Here is a 17116-nt window from a genome sequence, read left to right as displayed (position 1 = left end):
GAACGATGCGGATTCACCTGCGGTGTCGCGAATAGACTCTGGTGCATGAACTTCGCCAAAGACATCGTGTCGCTTGCGACCGCTCCCGCGCGGGCCGGGCTTGCCGCCGCCGACGCGAGCTTGAGCGTCGCCGCCGCGGCGGTGGGAGTGGCGAAGCGCGCGCTGGGCGAGCCGAGCGGCGAGGCGCGAACCAACGCGATGGCGTCCATGTTCGGCATCGACGACGCGCTCAACCGCGCCAACCGGTTGGCCCGACTGCTGGATGACGACGCGCCGCTGGGGCGCGCCGTAGCGGCCGACGGGCCACTGGACCGGCTGCTGCGCCCGGGCGGGGTGGTCGACATGCTGACGGCAGAGGGCGGCATGCTCGACCGGCTGACCGCGGAGGGCGGCGCGCTGCAGCGCGCGCTGCAGCCCGGCGGGCTGGCCGATCAGCTGCTCGACGAAAACGGGTTGGTCGAGCGGGTGCTCTCCGAGGATGGTCTGGCGGACCGGCTGCTCGCCGAGGGCGGGCTGATCGACAAGCTGACCGCCAAGAACGGTCCGCTGGACCAGCTCGCGGGCGTCGCCGATACCCTGGCTCGGCTGACGCCCGGGATGGAAGCGCTGGAGCCGGCGATCGCCACCCTGCAGGACGCCGTCATCGGCCTCACCATGGTGGTCAACCCGCTGAGCAACATCGCCGACCGCATTCCGCTGCCCGGCCGCCGTCCCGGCCGGCGCCCGTCGTCGCGCACGGTGCGCTCAACGCGCATCATCGAAAACGACGAGTGACCGGTTAGGCTGGCACCCTATTTACCCGGCCTCCTTAGCTCAGTGGTAGAGCACTCGCCTTGTAAGCGAGCGGTCGTCAGTTCAATCCTGACAGGGGGCTCTCACTCACCACCGATATATCCGCTGGTAAAGCTAATTTGGCACCGAATATCGCTACGGCTGGGCGCGCCCTGGGCACATTTTGGGCACACAGTGAGAGTGCAACAGGGCACCCCCGGCAGCGGCCATTTAAGGCCGGTCCCGGCCGACCCCAAGGGGTAGCGTGTAGTCACGTGGCACTCAGACTCCGGTCACCGACAGAGGCGTTCTTCACCGTCGTGCACAAGGGCGGCAATCTGAAGACATGGGCCGGTACCCCGATTTTTTAAAGGTGAGTCACTCCCTATCGATCCTGACTGGGAAAACGTCAGGGTCTGCGCCCGTGGTATGCCTCGACCTGGTGGTGGACCTGTACATGTCGAGAACCAAGGCCCACATTCGGCGGGACGAGCGCAAGCGGTAGATCCGGTGAGCACCGGCATGTACTGCGTGGTGGAGTTCCCCGGAGACGACGCGGATGAGGTGCATCGAGGCACGCCGTTGTGGAAAGGCGATCAACTGGAGATAAACGGAAACGTCTATGAGCCCAACCATTGGGCCAGGGTCAGCGTGTTTCGTACGGGCTGGGCCGCTCTTCAACAAACCCCATCCGAGGATGATGGCTCAAACGGATTAATCCGGCGCGTACTTTATCGTGTGGGTCCCGCCTCCCGGGTGGCACCCTGCCAACCCGAGTCCAGCCGCTCGGCCACCGCGTCTAGGTCGGTGTCGAACAAATCGGCGTACACGTCCAAGGTCATTGCCGCGGACGAGAGCCCGAGCATCCGCTGCACGACCTTGACATTGGCGCCGGCGCTAATCGCCAGGGAAGCAGCGGTGTGCCGCAGCGCGTGCGCGGTGACCCGCGGGAACGTCGCATCGGCATTCTGACAGCGAGCTACCGCGCCCGACAGCCACGACTCCCACGCTGAGGACGGGGCGAGGTAGCCACCGGTCGCTGACGGCCACAGCAGCTCATCGTGGCGCTTCCCCTCGGCGGTCTGCGCCAGGGCGTCCACAACGAACCGGGGCAACGCCACTGTGCGGTTCTTGTTGGATCTCAGCGAGCCGACGAACGTCTGACGGCCCACCGTGACCGCGTTGCGGTGCAGGTGGATACGCCGCCGCAGGAAATCGACATCGGCCACGCGAAGCGCGGCGGCCTCGCCCCAGCGCAGTCCGACCGCGCCGAGCAGCAGCACCAGTGAGCGGTACCGGCCTCGCGGGTACTCGGCGTCAGACCCGAAATCTGCTGCACCTAAACGAATTCCAACGCCAATAACACGAAATACGTTTTCCCACAACTGATTTGACCAATGACAGGTAATACGTTCCGACCACCCCGGAGCGCCCCCAAGGATCTGGTTCCGCCCTCTACGTAAAATCGGGCTGTTTGCTGGTTAATCCGTTATGTTTCAGTGGTTTCCGTTGGTCTCGGCCGCCGTTAAAGCGGTGTCGCGCAAGATTTAACGTTTGCCGTGACTGCCCACCCTCGCGCACGAGTGCCGCTTAGTCGACCGAAGATATTGACGTGGCCCCGGCCTCCACCCTTCTCGGAATAACGGCCTCACTGTATTCCCGGCAAGCTGGAAGAGTCCGCAACACCTCAGGCGGGGTCCCCATCCATCCGTGGTGCGCTATTACATTTTTCCGACTTTCGGCTCAGGCGGTTTCTCAGTCGAGCGCTGATGCTGGGCCGTTCCCGATTTTTTGGTCTAATTGCGATCGCGTTTAAGAACAATCCAACCGTCACTGCTCCAAGCACGGCTTCGGCGGTCACCATAATTCGAGTACTTGTCTCGATAGGCGCAATGTCACCATAACCGAGGGTCGTGATAGTCACCGCACTGAAGTAAACCATGCGTACCATGTTATCCCGACTCCATTGACCGCCAAGACTGCCCACGCTGCCCGTTGCAGTATCTTTAAATGCCTCGACGTCGTGAATGTCGCTCTCAGGGGTGATACTTAACTGAGCTTTATGAGGCGGCGACGAGTTCTCCATAAACCGCTGCTGTGCCCGTGCCGCTGGTGTCGGCGCAGCACCGGGGGGACTGCTGGCGGCTCTGTAACTGTTCACTCTGTATGGCAATGTTAATGGGTCGTTGTTATGGCCCGCTGACGGTATGTCCGATTCGCGAATCTCTATCGCCGATTCGAAATCGCCGGTAGTCGGCGCTGGCGCAGGCTGGTCGGTGAAGGTGATAGTGCCGCTAATCCTTCGGGCATTTGCATCCTGCACAACCACGGTCGCGCATCCGATGTCGCTATGATCCGGTATTTTGCAATCTACGTCTTTTCCGATTGCGGTTCTTACTGCCGCTGTAAGTGCAGCGGCTACCTTGTCACGTTGCTTAAAAAAGTCTGGCTCCTGGGTGCCAGTTGTTTGAGCCAAGCCATCCCGGTCATATATATAGAACAGTGGAAACACGACAAACATCAATAGCAGGAATATTGACACCCACACCCTAGGTCGCTGCTCGGCCCAACGCCACCCCTTATGCCCGCGTTCATTTAACGAACAGAAGATCACAAGCGCGATTGTGAAGACGATAAACACAATTGCCCAGTCAGTATCGGCCATACCCGGGAAACCCCCTTCGTTCTTGGCATGTCAACGCGCACCGTAGTGGCGATTATGTGCCCTAGGTTATTTTTGTGGAACTACTTACACTGTTCCGTTCGTCGCCGAGCGGCAAACAACGAGCGTTGAGGCTATCGGTGGCAACCCCATCATGTCCCGACGGGCACATCATGAATAGGTCCGAATGAGCCATCGGTGCTGTAGGTACCGAAAACCATAGCGCCACAGTGTTACCCAGCAGCATCGTCGCTACTGGGCTTGATCTTTATTGCTCCTGACCTCCAATCTTGCTGTGTTGCAAGCCTGTTGGCCCGACTCGAACACTCCCGAGAATGATTTAGGAAGCCGGATCCCGCTAACTCGGGGCGGCAACGGGCTGATCGGTCATCAGTTGTCTGGTGAGCGGTGGGCGCTCCTGCCGCCGCTCGAAATGAGGCTGGATTGACCAGCGGCGATATTGCACGGACACCACTGGGCCACGCCGTGGTGGCCAGAGCAGGTGCCGCTGTGCGTTTGACTGTGCGAGTAGGTGCCGTCGCGACACCGGGCCATCGCGCCCGAAGCGTTCGGGTCGGGCTTTTCGACGCAGCCGGGGCTTTCCCGATCCTGGTCTGGTGGGCACAGCGGGAAGGGCACCGGCGAACCCGCTATCCCGCTCAACGATGTGATGGACGGCTCAGCGGCAGGCGACGTCCAACCTACCGGCGCTGTAGTGATCGCTGCTGCAATGACGGCGGTACGGAACAACATGCTCCCCAACCTCCCTGTTGGGTGACCCTGGTGTCTGGTGACGTCGCCCGACTCGTCGAGGGGAGCATATGCGTCTGCGATGTTACTTACGTCGGGAATTGTGAAAATTGCCCGTAGAGGTTTTGGGACAAGTTCTTAGCGAACGGCGCCTGTCCACCAGCGCAACTTGCTTCCATAGCGAAAAGGACCAGTTTCAGGCCGGCAACGCCGGTTTTATCTTAGTGATATGTTCAGGCGATCGGTGACATTGCAGTGTCGTTGATTCTCCCAAGGCATGACGAGAAACAATTCCCACCTGCGGCGACTGGTTGGTCACCGCTGCGGGTCAGTGGTGTTGCGAACAACCGCCAACGCGTTGTCAAACACCCGCTCGGTGGAGATTACCTCTTTCCTGGTCAAAACCGCCTGTGCACAATCCGCCGTCGTGCCCTTCACCTCCACTTTGACGAGCCTCTTGGCCTTTCGCCGCGTGCACATCGTAGGACTCAATACTTTCACCGACTCGACTGCAGCGATTGCATCGCTCACGTCTGGAGACCTGTTGCTGCCGAGGCCGTGAGGTGGCTAGACCACAGCTCCTCCAAGTGGTCAGCCTGCTCATAGGGGATGAGCACTCCGCTGGCCTGCCAGTGGATCACGGGAAGCTTCCGCTTCAGTTCGTCTGTCACAAGGATGTCCTCGACCGGGAGGACACATTCCCACTCGATGCCGACGGCTGGGGGCTCCGAGCGTCCGGTCAAGACTTTTTCGATGGAATGACGATGACGACGATCAGCGTCAGGATCGAGAAGAACAGCCCGAGAATGCCCCAGCCGAGGGCGCTGCGGCCCTTCATGCCGGCGATGACGGCGCACACGATGGCGGCGATGATGCTGCCGATCGCGACGAAGATGCCCTTGATCCCCCTGAGAATGAGGCCCGCGGCCTCGGGTTGTTGCGCCGCTGCCAGGACAACGTTGTGCAACATGATGCCTCCTCGGTGAACGACACAGTCGCGGTGTGCGCCGGTGTGATCGCTTAGATACCCAAACTGGCAAACCGCCAAGCCACGCGCAAGCACCCTGTGCATAGTCCCGCCGCCAGCGGGTAGCCAATCCGCCACAGGGATGCTGGGCTGGAGGTTGCGCGATGCCGGTTACGGCGGGGCATGTTCCCGGGATGACGTCGGGCTTGCGCAGGGTCGCCATGGACCCGGGGCGATTCCACAGCGGACGCTGGTTCGTGCTGGCGGAGGGCGCGCTGGTGAGCGCGTTCGGCATCGTCGGCCTGGTGTCGGCGGCCCTGCATCCGCACGCCGGGCCCACCGGTGCACCCGTTTTCGGCCTGACGGCGACCCCCTGGTACAGCGGGATGCTGCTGGCGTTCGGCCTGGCGGCCATGGCGTGTTCTGCGAATCGCCGCGCCGCGATCAGCGTCACCGCGCTGAGCGCCGTCGCCTACACCCTCTTGCTGTTCATCAGCGCCGTCGCCACGGCGCGGGACAAACCGACGCCGTTGGGGTTTCACGCCGCCGAGGTTCTGCTGCACGGTGTGCTGGGGGTGGTCAACCTCGCGCTGCTGATGTGGATGATTCCCGACGAGTTGGGAGACGAGGTATGGGCGCCGCGCCGGCGCCGCCGCGATCGGCGAGATCCCCCGGCCCCCGAGGCGGCCACCGAGCCGGTGACTGCGCCGCGGCCGATGGTCTCGCCGGCGCCCCCGCACGCCGCTGCTCCCGGCCCGCCCCCACAAAACCCGGCCACCACGAACCCGGCCACGACAGCACCGCCGGCCCACTTCGTCGAGACGGCACCGGAGGCGAAGAACCCCGCCGCGCGGACGAGCGATCCGGTGCTGCGGCGCGGGGCGCTCGTGACCATGGCGGTGCCGGCGGCTGCCGCCGTCGGCATCGTCATCTGGCTTCGCCGTCGCCGAGACCCGATTTAACAGGAACTTTCAAGGTTCCACGGACGGGCATCCGCCTAGCATTGATCTTGGTTGGTCGTAGCACTCGCCGGGCCTCGGATGCGGACGTTAGCAACGGTATCGCTTGCCGTTGGGGCTTTGATCCTCAGCGGCATCGTTGCGCATGCCGACACGGAATCGCCGACGCCCAGACCGCCGCCGGGGGCGCCGAAGTGCCTCACTTTCGACGGGCAGCCCCCGCAGCTCAACTACCTGCCGTGCGGATGGACGACGGATGGCAAGCGATGGACTCCGCCGCCACCGCCGCCGCCCGCCCCGTGACGGAACCCCCTGCCGGGTGGCCCCGGAACTACGGCTGGCCGGGGAGGGCGGGCAGACCGTCTCGGATGTTTTTCAGGTCGCCCTGAACGCCCTGCAGGTCGCCCTGCACGGCTTGCAGGTCAGACAGAGTCTTCTCGAGGCCCGGCTGCAGCTCCCCCGGGCTTGCCTGTTCGTACTGAGGGCAGTACGAGACGACAGCGCCGGCCACGAAGTTCGCGCTTTGGTTGGCGTCCCATATCGTCGATCCCTGGACATAGCGGATGGCCTCTGCGAAATCAGGCTGGTGGCTTAGGAAGTCGCACACCGCGTGCCCATGGGAAGTCACGTATTCGGGGCTGGGAACCGGCAGGCCGTCGTGCTTCAACGCGCCGATGAACGCCCTGTCGGCGATGTCGAGCTGCGGAACGAGTGCCGCCGGCGCGGCCGGGCTGGGTCGCACACTCGACGGCGGCGGGACCGGAGCCTGCTCTGCCGCCGGCTCGGGGTTGTGGGCTCCCGACATCACCACCACCGCGGCGACACCGGCGATCAGGGACAGTGGCAAGGCCGCGAGGAGACCGAACCGGCGCAACACGCGCGCGCGGCTGAAAGGCGAGTTGGCCTGGGTTGTGCGCCGCGGCGTGGTGTCTGCGACAACCTCGGTCGGGGTGGCCTGCGGGCGGTGGCCCAGGCGCTCGTCCAGCAGGTCGTCGACCTCTCGGATCGACGGCCGACCGCCCCGCTCGCCCATCGACCGGCGCTCGAGGGCGATGCGCCGCAACTCTGAGTCGATCGTCTCGCGATCGCGCATATCAATCAGTCTGCTGCCGCCAGGGCGTTCTCACAAGCCGCGGCGGGTTACCGGGCCAGCGCCCGGCGCAGCACCGCGATCGCCTCGGCATGCTCACGCTGCGAGATCGCCGCATCCTGGATCAGGGCCGAACCGTGGAAAGTCCCCGGGAACAAATGCAATTCGACGGAGACGCCGGCGGCCAGCAAGGCCTGGGCGTAGGCGATGCCCTCGTCCCGCAGTGGGTCGAAGTGCATCACCGAGACGTAAGCGGGCGGCAAGCCCGCGAGATCGGTCGCGCGTGCCGGTGCGGCGTAAACGGGAACGTCGTCGGAGCCGGCCCGCCCGGCGCCGAGGTAACAGTCCCAACTGGCCACGGCCTTCCGGCGATCCCACAGCGGGGTGTCGATGAACGCGGTCATGCTTCCGGTGGCCAGCCGGTCGTCGAGTTCGGGGACTCCGAGGAACTGAAACGCGATGTGCGGGCCGCCGCGATCCCGGGCCAGCAGCGCCAAGCCGGCGCACAGCCCGCCCCCGGCGCTGGTGCCGTGGATCGCGATGCGGTTCGGATCCACGCCGAGCTCTTCGGCGTGCTCCGCCACCCACACCAGCCCCGCGTAGACGTCTTCAAGCGGACCGGGAAACGGTGTCTCCGGGGCAAGCCGGTAGTCGACGGCAACCACCACGACGCCGAGCTCGCGCGCCAGCCGGATGTTCCCGGCGTGCTCGGTCTCGAGGTCACCCGCGACGAACCCACCGCCGTGCACGCTGTAGACGGCCGCGGGCGCGCTGCGCTCGGCCGGCCGGTAGATCCGGATCGGAACCTCCGGATCGCCGGGCCCGCCGGGGATCCGGCGATCCTCGCACTCCACGCCGGTCAGGTCCGGGGCGGGTAGCTGGGCGATCATCGCCGACAGGGATTCCCGCATCGCCACCGGATCGGCGCCGTCGATGTCGGGGAGCAGCGGCAGCATTGCGGCGATCTCGGGGTCGAACGCGTATGTCACCTTGGCCTCCCTGTTGGCCGCGGGCTTGGCCCGGAGATTCGGTGTCAACGATGGTAGTCAGGACGCGTCGGTCTCGATCTAGATCAGGCCGGTCACTTCCGTCGACAGCCCGCTGACGCTGGTGTGGGTGACCGCGTGGACCAGGTCACGGGTCACCGCGAAGGGGAAGTGGACGGTGGCCGCGGCCACCTGATCGACACCGTTTTGAACCGCGTCCACGATCGTGGTCGGATCGCCGGTGCCCAGCGCCGCCCACCCGTTCCAGGCCGCGAATTGCGGTGCCGTGATCAGGTCGCGCACGTCGACGAACAGCTTGGTCGGCAAGGTCGGGGGTCCGACGGGTATGCCGTTCCAACTGGTCATCGTCCAGCCGCCCTGCGGACTGCCCTGCACCACGACGATGCCGGTGTTGGGCAGCGGATGGGTGAGCATCAGCAAGGGATCGGGATTGTTGACGTTCATCAGCGTCCCCACCTCGATCGCGAACTCGCTGGAGAACGCGACGTCGGTGACGTGGCCGTTCGCAGGGTTGACCACGGCGTTCGTCATGGCGGTGCCGTACATCGTCTGCATCGCGTTGGTGAACCCCTGATCGAAGACGACCCCGTTGATGTGGGCGGAGCCGGGCGCGAGCATCGGCACGATCGGGAATCCGAGCGTCCACGCGAGCGGGGCGACCAGGTACATGAGGCCCTGGGGACTGATGTCCGGTGCCCCGTCGAATACGCCGGCGCTGATCTCGTTGAGCCCGGGCAATATCGGCACGTTGGTCATGCCGGCGTAGAAGGCGGTCTGCTGCACCCTGGTCAGCTGCGACATGAAGACGCCCGCGAAGTTGCCTTGCCCCCCGAGCACGGTCCCGATTGCCGTCGCCTGTTGCTGGCCCAGCGCGGTGAGTGGCAGCCCGGGCACGCCCGTGTCGATCAGGTTGGCCGCGTTGCCGATTGACTGCCCGTGCCGCACGAACTCGATGACGATCGACTGCTGGTTACCGCCGGTGCCGCCGGTCGCCGCGTTGATGATCGGGGCGAGCGCCTGGCCGAGCGGGCTGTTGTCCCAGGCCTGTTCGATCGCGCGGACCGGACCGGCCAGGGGCGCGGCGGTGGCCGCGGCCAGCGGCCCCTGCATCGACGTTGCGATGCTCGCTTCGGTTGCCGCATAGGACGACGTCGCCGCGGTCAGGGCCCGCACGAATTGCTCGGAATACGCCGCCGCCCGCGCGGCCGCCGCCTGATACTCCTCGGCATGCGCGCCGAACAGCGCCGCGATGGCCTCCGACACTTCGTCCGCTCCCGCCGCCGCCAGCTCGGTCGTCGGAACGGCCGCGGCCAGATGACCGGCGGTCAGCGCCGAACCGATCTGCGTAACGTCCGCCGCGGCCGTCTCCAAGACGTCCGGCGCCACGACCAGAAATGACATCGCCCACCCCCCGGTGCTCATGCGTACCTGACATGATGAAGCTCAGCCCCCGGAAAAATACGCGTATCGACAAAAATCAGAACGAGCATCGCCGTTTGCGGTTCGGGCGGCGCGCCCAGCTCAGCGCGCGGTCACTTCGTCTCACTTCTTCCAGGGCTGCGGGTTGTGCACGATGTTGTTGTAGTACGTCGCGATGTCGTCGTCGACCCGCGTCACGGTGTCGTTGCCGAGCGTCCGGCTGAGCGCGCTCGAGAGGGCACCGTCATAGCTTTCGATGGGATTGGCATCCCGCCACGCCTGCGGCATTTCGGCGTAGGTGGCTATTCGCATGGGGCCGTTGGGATGCTGCGGATCGACGGGCCGGTAGAACTCCGGTCCCAGGCCGTTCAGGGGTTGCCCGGATGCCAGGAAGCCGTCGAGCACGAGCCGCGGCGGCATGGTGTGCGGCATGTCCGCGATCGACGGCGTGGTGGGTTGGGCGCCCACGATGTCGTGCTCCATGGCCGCACCGATGAGACCCGCTCCGCCGCCGACGATTCCGGCTCCGGGCACCGGAAGGGCACCCACTCCGAAGCTGCCGCCCTTGGTGAGAACCTCATAGGCCGATTTCTTCAGGTTGTACGCCGCCATGGCGTCGGAGTTCGACGCGTTCAACGTGCCGACGTCGACGAGACCTTTCAACCGGGCCGCGTACTTGAGACCTTCGTCGTGGTTGATCACGTCGGGAACGTGATTGCCCGCGTCGCGGGCGAATCGCCCGTCGGCTTCGATGATGTCGCGGTCGGCGGCGCCGTTGAAATAGTCCGAGGCCGTCTTGTCGGTGCTCAACACCGAGAAGATGCCCTTGGCCACCGGCCAGGTATCGTTCTCCTGGTTCTCGGCGGAATCGGGGGTGCCGAAGAATCGCGACAAGTCGTTGTGTTCGCCCGCGATGTTCGGGATGTACGGCGCCAGCCCGTGCGCGAAGGACTGCACGAGTTCCGGATTGGCCGCGCCCAAAGAGGTGGTGCCGAATCCGTTTGGCAACTCGAGCAGCTCGCCGGCGTGCCGGCCCAGATACGTCGCGTAGGAGTGCGCCGTCCTGCCCGCGATCTCCGCCTCCCCCGCGCTCGGATTCTCCGTCCAGCTGAACAACGAACCGACCGCCTTGCCGCCGTCGTCCCATCGGTTCTGCGTGACGTCGGACAAGAACTGATCGTGACCGCCACCGGTGATCAGGTCGGTCACCCGTAGGTGATCGCGCCCGGCGGAGCGGAACACGTCGCCCAGGACGGCGCGCTCGTCACCGTGCAGCAGGCTGTGGTCGACCAGCTGCCCGTGCGGAAGCTCCTCGTGCAGTTCCCGCGCGCCCCAGTCCAGCATCGCCTTGTCCAGTTCGGTTCCGTGCTGCAGCGCCGGGTTTCCGTCGCCGACGATCTTTGCGATCGACTCCATGTCGCCGGGGGACCAGCGCGACGACTCGTTGCCGGTGAGCGTGTCCTGCACGCTCTGCGGCAGCTGGGAAAACCCGCCTTTGCGCGTGTCCGACCCCTGTTTGGCTCCCACTTTCAACGGCGTCCCGGGAAAGGTGAGGCTTGGGTTGCTCATGAGCTGCAGGGAGTCGCCGACCATGTTCTTTTCGACTCCGAGGCGTTGTTCGGCGGTTTCTAGCTGGGGGACCGTCATTCCATGTTCCTGGGCCTGCAGCTGACTCAAAACCGCTGCCTGCTCAGGGTTTAACGGCGCATTCCCGGAAAGCTGCTCGGGGGTGAGGGTGGCCAGCACCCCGTTGACCCGGGCGGCCGCGCCCTTGTCTCCGCCGAGCGCGTTGTGGACGTCTCGTTCGGCCGTGTCGGGTGTCTCGGCCTCGTGGCCGTCGGCACCCCGAACGCGGGAGGGGTCGAATCCCTCCGTGGCCAGGTTGGACTGCCCGCTTCGCAGAATCTGCGAATAGCCGTCGCGGATCGAATGCATGCCTCCCACAGCCCTTTTGGTGACGTCTACCGCGCCGTTCTCACAGGAGTCGATGAATTCGTCCAGCGCTCGGCGGTCCTCGTCGGTCTTCACGTGTTGTTTCATGTCCACGGCTTGGGCGATCAAGTCGTCGAGCTCGTGCAACGAAGTTTCCAGCGCCGAGATCGTTGCCTTGCCGCCTTTTTGGGCCTCGGCGAGTGCCGCGGCGACCTCTTCGAGATGCGCCCCGATCTCGGGCAGCCGCTCGGACTGCGCCCCCAGGGCCTGCGCGGTGCGCTGCACCTCGGCGGAGTCGTTGATTGGATTGTCGCCATTTTCGTGGGTCCAGGCCGCCTCGAACCGGCGGCGCGCTTGCCCGAACGTCGCGTCGGCCTCGGCGGTGGATTTGCCCGCGCTGTGAAAGGCGCCGGCCAGCGCGGAGATCTGCGCCGGACGCCCAACTTGCAGGGTTTGATTGATCGCCCAGGGATCACCTCCCGCCGCGGCGACCAACCCGGGGATGCTTATGTACCGCAGCTGCATACCATTTGCGCCGGCGATCCTCGCGACATCGCCGCCCCCTTTCGAACTCGAGATCAGACTACTGCCGCGGAATTGCCGGTCAATTCATCCTGCGGCCGGCGCCGGCATGATCGGCGACGCCCGAATGCGAGGTGGACGGCCGTTTCGCCGCGATTCAGCTCTTGCCGGTCTTACGCGAGAGGAATGCCTGCATGTGTTGCTGCGGTTCTCCGGTCAGGAACGCCAGGCCGAACTGCTCGATGCTGTCCTCGATCGCGCCGTGCACGGTCATGTCGAACCAGCTGTTGAGTAGGCGCTTCTGTTGCCGGACCGCTTGCGGGCCGAATCCCCTGAGTTTCGCGGCGAGGTCGGCAATGTGCGCGTCCAGGGCGTCGGCCGCCACGACCTCATGGACCAAACCCCAGGAGGCGGCCGTGTCGGCGTCGATCGTCTCCCCGGTGAGCAACAGCCACGCCGCGTGCGAGGCCCCGATCAGCGCCGGCATCAACGCCGAATGGATCACCGACGGGATGCCGACCGCCACTTCGGGCATCCCGAATTTGGCGCCCGACTCGGCGATCCGTAGATCGCAGGACATCGCGACCTCCAGGCCGCCGCCCAGGCACCAGCCGGCGAGGCGGGCGATCACCGGGACCGGGCAATCGCGAATCGCTTCGCACAGGCCCGCGAGCCGGCGGATGAACACCTCTGCGCTGGACCGGTCGAGGGCGACCATCTCGTTGATGTCGGCGCCGCCGATGAACGCCTTGTCGCCGGCTCCGCGCAACACGACGACCCGCACGCCGCCGTCCTGCCCCACGTCGCCGAATGCCTCTGTCAATTCCCCGATCGCACCGGTGCCGACGATGTTCAGCGGTTTGGAGTTGACCAACTCGATGGTGACCGAACCGCCGTCGCGTCCGAGCCTGACAAACCGTCCATCCGTCGCGTTCATGAGCTACTTCTACGCCTACTCCGACCGCGGATGAAAGGCCGAAAACCGCCCCGGGGCATGCCCGGGGCGGTTTTCACAGCGGGTTGGTGGCCGTCAGTAGAGCGGAACCCAGACACCGAAGAACCAGTAACCCCATCCGCCGTACTGCCAGTTGAAGACCGGGAAAACGGTGAAGGTGTCGTAGTTGAACGGGCTGAAATCCCTACGGCCGTAGTCGATGTCGCGCGGGGGGCCGTCCCACGGGCGGTTCCAGCCGCCGGGAGGCGGCGGACCGTCCCAACCTCCGGGAGGCGGCGGCCCATACCAACCGGGCGGTGGGTGGTGCGGCGGCGGTCCGTCGTTCCAGCCCCAGCCGCGCTCCCGCGGCGGCGGCGGCGCGCCACGGCCCACGATGCTGAATTGGACGTCGCCGCCCGGGCCGCCGATCTCCGCGCTGGCGGTGACCACGTCCCGGCGCGGGATGTAAGCGGGATGGGGAGGCTGGGTGCTCGGCGGATTCAGCGCCGGACGCTCGTCCGGCCGGGGCGACGGGTTGTTCGGTTGTTGCGCCGGGGCGGTGGTCTGTCCGCCCGGGGACGGGGTCTGCCCGCCGGGTTGGGTGGTTTCATTCCTGGGCGGCTCGTTGCCCCGCGTCCACGACGGTTGCGGATTCTGGCTGGCCGGCGGCTCGTTGCCGCCGTGCGTCGCCGGCGGCTGGGTCTGGGTGGCCGGCGGCGCGGTTTGCGTGGCCGGCGGCGCGGTTTGCGTGGCCGGCGGCGCGGTTTGCGTGGCCGGCGGCTCGTTGTGCGGGCTCGGCGCTTGAGTCTGTGGCGGGTTCTGCGGAGCCGGCGGCGCGCCGCCGGGGTTGCCGCCACCACCGCCGCCGCCACCACCGCCGTGGCAGTTCGGGCACGGCGGCGGCGGGTCCAGCGGCGCGGCGTTGGCCAACACCGGGTTCAGCGTCATCGCTGAGAAGCCCAGACCCGCGGCCACCGCCGCCGCGCTGACGGCGCGTTTCACAGAGTTAGCTGACATAGCTGCGTCCCCTCTCGGGTATCGGTCGCCTCCGCTACGGGCAGGTGACGTCCATCTCGAATGGCTTGGTCACCTGCTGCGGCTGGTTCGGGTTGCTCATATCGGTGCCCGTCGCAGTTCCCTTGATCGCGTAGGACTTGCCGTTGACCGCGGCCCCGGCGTTGCTGGCCTGGTTGGGGGCGGCGTCGGAAAAACCGAGCGCGATGCCGTTGACGCTGCCCAGCCCGACGGAATGGACGATGGGCGGATTGTCGGTGCTGAGCACCGCCCCGAGCCCGGCGGTCGGGTCGCCGACGCCGATGGTTAGGACGCCGTTGGCCGTGTTACAGGTGACCTGGCCGGTGACATTCTGATTCTGACCGTCCACGATCACCTGGGTGCCAGTCGGCGCCGGCGTGGAAGTCGACGATGACGCTCCCGTGCTGGACTTGTTGCTGGAACAGCCGGCACACGCCGCGACCGCCACGGCCACGCCCGCGATGCCGACCACGATCCCACGCTTCACTACCGCTCTCCTTCGTGTCGCTGGTTCGCTAGCTTTCGACTACCGGCTCCCCATGGAGGCACATTCACGACGCCGGAACGGCGGATACCCGTTCCCGCCGTTCACAAACAACGGTTCTCGCGCGGTGGGCGCTCAGGGCAGGACGTGCAGGCCCCACCTGCCGAGCAGCGGGTTCACCAGCGCGAAGTACGTCGTGTAATCGTCACCGTCGGGTGACGACATCAACAGGCCCACGGCGCTGACGGTGCCGTCCGGGTTCTTCACGAAGCCGGGACTGCCGCTGTCGCCGTTGAGGCTGTACACGCTGGCCTCGACGACGTCGTTGGCCACGTCCTTGACGGCGCCACACGTCTCACCGGTGACAGCACCGATCTTGCAGAACGGCATGCCCACCTGAATCTGCGTGGCACTCAACACATCCCGGACCACATACTTGCCGCCGACGTGGCCGGTGGGCGCGCCGACGCTCGGGTCAAGACGGATGATCGCGGCGTCCCGGGTGTCGCCGTCGTGCTCGCTGGCGGTGATCCTCCCGAGCGGGGCCTCACCCCCGTGGGTCCATGTCGAGCCGTCGTGTTGGTCGCAATGCCCACTGGTCATCAGGTAATAGCTGCCGTCGTCGCCTTGCGCTGCGAATCCCGCTGTGCACGAGCTGTTTTCATCCTCGACCTTGATGCCCGGCGCAACGCCCGGATCGGCCAGCACGGGGTTCGCCACCGCGGTCGCGGCAATGACCGCGGCGCCGACCAGCCCCAACCCTCGCAACCAAGGCATGGTTACGCCGCCTCTCTTCTTGTGTAGGGCAGCATGCTAACAGCGCGACCATTTACCGGCATGTCGACGTCATCTGCCGTATGCCTATCCGATTCGGCGGTGGTCCCTCCGGCCGGGAGCGACGGCGATCGCGCCATCCACCGCCGCAGATGTCACGTCAACGCCCTGACCCGCCCGGCCCCCAGGAAAACCCTGCCGACCAGCGCGCCGAAGACGAAGCCACCCACATGCGCGAAGAACGCGACACCGCTGCCACCCGTCTTCGCGGACACCAGCGCGTAATTGCCCTCGAAGAACTGCAGCAAGAACCAACCGCCGAGGTAGATCCACGCCGGGACGCTGATCGGGAACCACAGCACGTAGGTGAGGACACGCGAGTCGGGAAAGAAGACGAAATATGCGCCCAGTACGGCGGCGATCGCGCCGCTGGCGCCCAACGTTGGCACGCGCGCGTCGGACGCCGCGCCGAAAAGCAGGGTCATTGCGGTCTGTGCCATCGTCGCCGCGAATCCGCCGGCGAAGTAGAACACCAGGTAGCCGAGCCGTCCGAGAGCGTTCTCGACGTTTTTGCCGAAGATCGCCAGGAAGAGCATGTTGCCGAGAATGTGATCCCAGCCGGCGTGCAAGAACATCGCGGTGATCCAGCTGAAGCCCCATGGTTCGGCTGTGGGGCAGGCGTTTTCGACGCTGCACGGATAGAACGCCGCGCGCAGGACCGCTGGGTCGCCGTTCGGCAACTCGTAGAACAAGAAGACCGCGAAGTTCGCGACAATCAGTAGGACGTTGACGATCGGAAACCGGCTGGCCCGGATGTTGTCGCCCAGGGGAATCATGCGACCCGCTTCCCTAGCGGCCGGTCACGATGCCAGGCCTACCGGCTTGCCGAGCCGCAAAAGCCGACTAGCATTGCGCGCCTTCCATCTTCGTCAGCTCCCAGTCGAGCCACGCCGTCGCATAGCGAATCCGCTTCTTTGCGCCGTCGACGGCTTCGGGCTTGAGCCCCAGCCGATCGAGGATCTGCTCGGCGACATGCCCGGAATGGTCGGACAACCCGTCCGCTCCGCAGCTGCATGACTCCTGCAAGGCACCGGAACGCCGAACAGCGCGGTGGCCCTCGATGATCTCGCGCAGCGGTCCGGTCAGATCGGGCACGGCATATCTCCATCCGGGAAAGCTACTGAGAAAAATCCCTACGGCGCAACACCTTCGGCGATCAGTGGGCACCCGCCAAGCGCCCGACCACTTGCGCGGTCTGCCCGACGGTCCTGCGCGCCTGCAACGCCCAGACGATCTGGCAGATCCCGATGACGACCAGCCACGCCCCGGCGACGATCGCCAGCATGGCTATGCTGTCGAACGGCCAGGCGAGCACGATCATCCCGGCGATCGCCGTGAGGACGCCCAAGAAGATGTGCCACCCTCGGCTCGGCAGCTCAGGGTGGCTTATCGCCAGCGCGGCTTCGGCCACGCCCTGGAAGATGAAGCCCACACCTATCCAGATCGCCAACAACAGCACGGCGTAGCCGCCACCGAAGTGGCGGAAGGCCAGCACGCCCAGCACCACCGACAGCGCCCCGCTGATGAACATCAGCACACGGCTGCTGACCGAAACACCGAGCGTCAGTGCGAAAGCGACCTGTGCGATGCCCGACACCACCAGGTATGCGCCGAACAAAACCGCCGCGACCAGGATCGACTTTCCGGGCCAGATCAAGATCACGACGCCAAGGACCAAGGCCATCAAGCCGGACGCGAGGACGGTCTTCCAGAGGTCGCGGAACAATTCGGGTGCTTGCAAGGTGGTCAT

General features: G+C 65.7%; 17 protein-coding genes and 1 tRNA gene. 3 read left to right on the top strand and 15 right to left on the bottom strand.

The annotated features are described in order from the left end of the window. The first annotated feature begins 45 nt into the window (after positions 1–45). Together A5696_RS24680 and A5696_RS24675 are read left to right on the top strand one after the other, a co-directional pair. Complete coding sequence (locus A5696_RS24680; protein ID WP_067883608.1) at positions 46–774, top strand: hypothetical protein; 729 nt, start codon at positions 46–48, stop codon at positions 772–774. A 28-nt stretch (positions 775–802) separates the two neighbouring features. Continuing rightward, a tRNA-Thr gene (locus A5696_RS24675) sits at positions 803–874 on the top strand. Between the two features lie 628 nt (positions 875–1502). Here the strand turns inward: A5696_RS24675 and A5696_RS24665 are convergent. The 4 genes from A5696_RS24665 to A5696_RS24655 form a co-directional block, all read right to left on the bottom strand. Next, a complete protein-coding gene (locus tag A5696_RS24665) occupies positions 1503–2156 on the bottom strand; it encodes a site-specific integrase (protein WP_255382935.1) in 654 nt (217 codons plus the stop codon). Positions 2157–2458: 302 nt separating this feature from the next. Next, positions 2459–3436, bottom strand: a complete 978-nt coding sequence (locus tag A5696_RS27425; protein WP_082969128.1) for a potassium channel family protein — start codon at positions 3434–3436, stop codon at positions 2459–2461. Positions 3437–3823: 387 nt separating this feature from the next. Continuing rightward, entirely contained in the window at positions 3824–3988 is a 165-nt protein-coding gene (locus A5696_RS28570) for a DUF3761 domain-containing protein (protein WP_231964587.1), read from the bottom strand. A gap of 934 nt (positions 3989–4922) precedes the next feature. Then, positions 4923–5153: a deoxyribodipyrimidine photolyase gene (locus A5696_RS24655; RefSeq protein ID WP_067883605.1), complete on the bottom strand. Its 231-nt coding sequence runs from the start codon at positions 5151–5153 to the stop codon at positions 4923–4925. Between the two features lie 161 nt (positions 5154–5314). Here A5696_RS24655 and A5696_RS24650 point away from each other — a divergent pair, with 161 nt between their 5' ends. Continuing rightward, complete coding sequence (locus A5696_RS24650; protein WP_082969127.1) at positions 5315–6112, top strand: DUF4383 domain-containing protein; 798 nt, start codon at positions 5315–5317, stop codon at positions 6110–6112. A gap of 328 nt (positions 6113–6440) precedes the next feature. On the opposite strand, the gene A5696_RS24645 is transcribed toward A5696_RS24650, so the two are convergent. The 11 genes from A5696_RS24645 to A5696_RS24595 all read right to left on the bottom strand — a co-directional run bounded on the left by A5696_RS24645 (position 6441) and on the right by A5696_RS24595 (position 17116). Continuing rightward, positions 6441–7202 (bottom strand): DUF732 domain-containing protein, encoded by a 762-nt coding sequence (locus A5696_RS24645; RefSeq protein ID WP_067883603.1) that lies wholly within the window; start codon positions 7200–7202, stop codon positions 6441–6443. A gap of 47 nt (positions 7203–7249) precedes the next feature. Further along, complete coding sequence (locus A5696_RS24640) at positions 7250–8236, bottom strand: alpha/beta hydrolase (protein ID WP_369803390.1); 987 nt, start codon at positions 8234–8236, stop codon at positions 7250–7252. Positions 8237–8266: 30 nt separating this feature from the next. Continuing rightward, a complete protein-coding gene (locus tag A5696_RS24635) occupies positions 8267–9607 on the bottom strand; it encodes a PE domain-containing protein (protein WP_067883712.1) in 1341 nt (446 codons plus the stop codon). Positions 9608–9748: 141 nt separating this feature from the next. Then, a complete protein-coding gene (locus A5696_RS24630) occupies positions 9749–12082 on the bottom strand; it encodes a hypothetical protein (protein ID WP_067883602.1) in 2334 nt (777 codons plus the stop codon). A 154-nt stretch (positions 12083–12236) separates the two neighbouring features. Next, positions 12237–13016 carry an enoyl-CoA hydratase gene (locus A5696_RS24625; protein WP_067883601.1) on the bottom strand — a complete coding sequence of 260 codons (780 nt, stop codon included), beginning with the start codon at positions 13014–13016 and terminating at the stop codon, positions 12237–12239. Positions 13017–13109: 93 nt separating this feature from the next. After that, positions 13110–14015, bottom strand: coding sequence for an MAP_0585 family protein (locus A5696_RS28120; RefSeq protein WP_067883600.1), 906 nt, complete (start codon positions 14013–14015; stop codon positions 13110–13112). Positions 14016–14064: 49 nt separating this feature from the next. After that, positions 14065–14535, bottom strand: a complete 471-nt coding sequence (locus A5696_RS24615; protein WP_067883599.1) for a lipoprotein LpqH — start codon at positions 14533–14535, stop codon at positions 14065–14067. Positions 14536–14667: 132 nt separating this feature from the next. After that, positions 14668–15309 (bottom strand): S1 family peptidase, encoded by a 642-nt coding sequence (locus A5696_RS24610; protein WP_067883598.1) that lies wholly within the window; start codon positions 15307–15309, stop codon positions 14668–14670. Positions 15310–15461: 152 nt separating this feature from the next. Then, a complete protein-coding gene (locus A5696_RS24605; RefSeq protein WP_067883597.1) occupies positions 15462–16142 on the bottom strand; it encodes a rhomboid family intramembrane serine protease in 681 nt (226 codons plus the stop codon). A gap of 67 nt (positions 16143–16209) precedes the next feature. Next, positions 16210–16461, bottom strand: a complete 252-nt coding sequence (locus A5696_RS24600) for a hypothetical protein (RefSeq protein ID WP_067883596.1) — start codon at positions 16459–16461, stop codon at positions 16210–16212. Positions 16462–16522: 61 nt separating this feature from the next. After that, positions 16523–17116, bottom strand: coding sequence for an HdeD family acid-resistance protein (locus A5696_RS24595; RefSeq protein WP_067883595.1), 594 nt, complete (start codon positions 17114–17116; stop codon positions 16523–16525).

Source organism: Mycobacterium sp. E2699 (assembly GCF_001666745.1).
In the GTDB taxonomy this organism is placed as follows: Bacteria; Actinomycetota; Actinomycetes; order Mycobacteriales; family Mycobacteriaceae; genus Mycobacterium.
This window is presented reverse-complemented; position numbering and strand designations above follow the sequence as displayed.

What these genes read in the sequence shown, in the direction of transcription:
- A5696_RS24680 (WP_067883608.1), top strand. Translation starts at nt 46, where the DNA reads ATGAACTTCGCCAAAGACATCGTGTCGCTTGCGACCGCTCCCGCGCGG.
- A5696_RS27425 (WP_082969128.1), bottom strand. Translation starts at nt 3,436, where the DNA reads ATGGCCGATACTGACTGGGCAATTGTGTTTATCGTCTTCACAATCGCG.
- A5696_RS28570 (WP_231964587.1), bottom strand. Translation starts at nt 3,988, where the DNA reads ATGGCCCGGTGTCGCGACGGCACCTACTCGCACAGTCAAACGCACAGC.
- A5696_RS24655 (WP_067883605.1), bottom strand. Translation starts at nt 5,153, where the DNA reads ATGTTGCACAACGTTGTCCTGGCAGCGGCGCAACAACCCGAGGCCGCG.
- A5696_RS24650 (WP_082969127.1), top strand. Translation starts at nt 5,315, where the DNA reads ATGCCGGTTACGGCGGGGCATGTTCCCGGGATGACGTCGGGCTTGCGC.
- A5696_RS24645 (WP_067883603.1), bottom strand. Translation starts at nt 7,202, where the DNA reads ATGCGCGATCGCGAGACGATCGACTCAGAGTTGCGGCGCATCGCCCTC.
- A5696_RS24635 (WP_067883712.1), bottom strand. Translation starts at nt 9,607, where the DNA reads ATGTCATTTCTGGTCGTGGCGCCGGACGTCTTGGAGACGGCCGCGGCG.
- A5696_RS24630 (WP_067883602.1), bottom strand. Translation starts at nt 12,082, where the DNA reads ATGCAGCTGCGGTACATAAGCATCCCCGGGTTGGTCGCCGCGGCGGGA.
- A5696_RS24625 (WP_067883601.1), bottom strand. Translation starts at nt 13,016, where the DNA reads ATGAACGCGACGGATGGACGGTTTGTCAGGCTCGGACGCGACGGCGGT.
- A5696_RS24610 (WP_067883598.1), bottom strand. Translation starts at nt 15,309, where the DNA reads ATGCCTTGGTTGCGAGGGTTGGGGCTGGTCGGCGCCGCGGTCATTGCC.
- A5696_RS24605 (WP_067883597.1), bottom strand. Translation starts at nt 16,142, where the DNA reads ATGATTCCCCTGGGCGACAACATCCGGGCCAGCCGGTTTCCGATCGTC.
- A5696_RS24595 (WP_067883595.1), bottom strand. Translation starts at nt 17,116, where the DNA reads ATGACCACCTTGCAAGCACCCGAATTGTTCCGCGACCTCTGGAAGACC.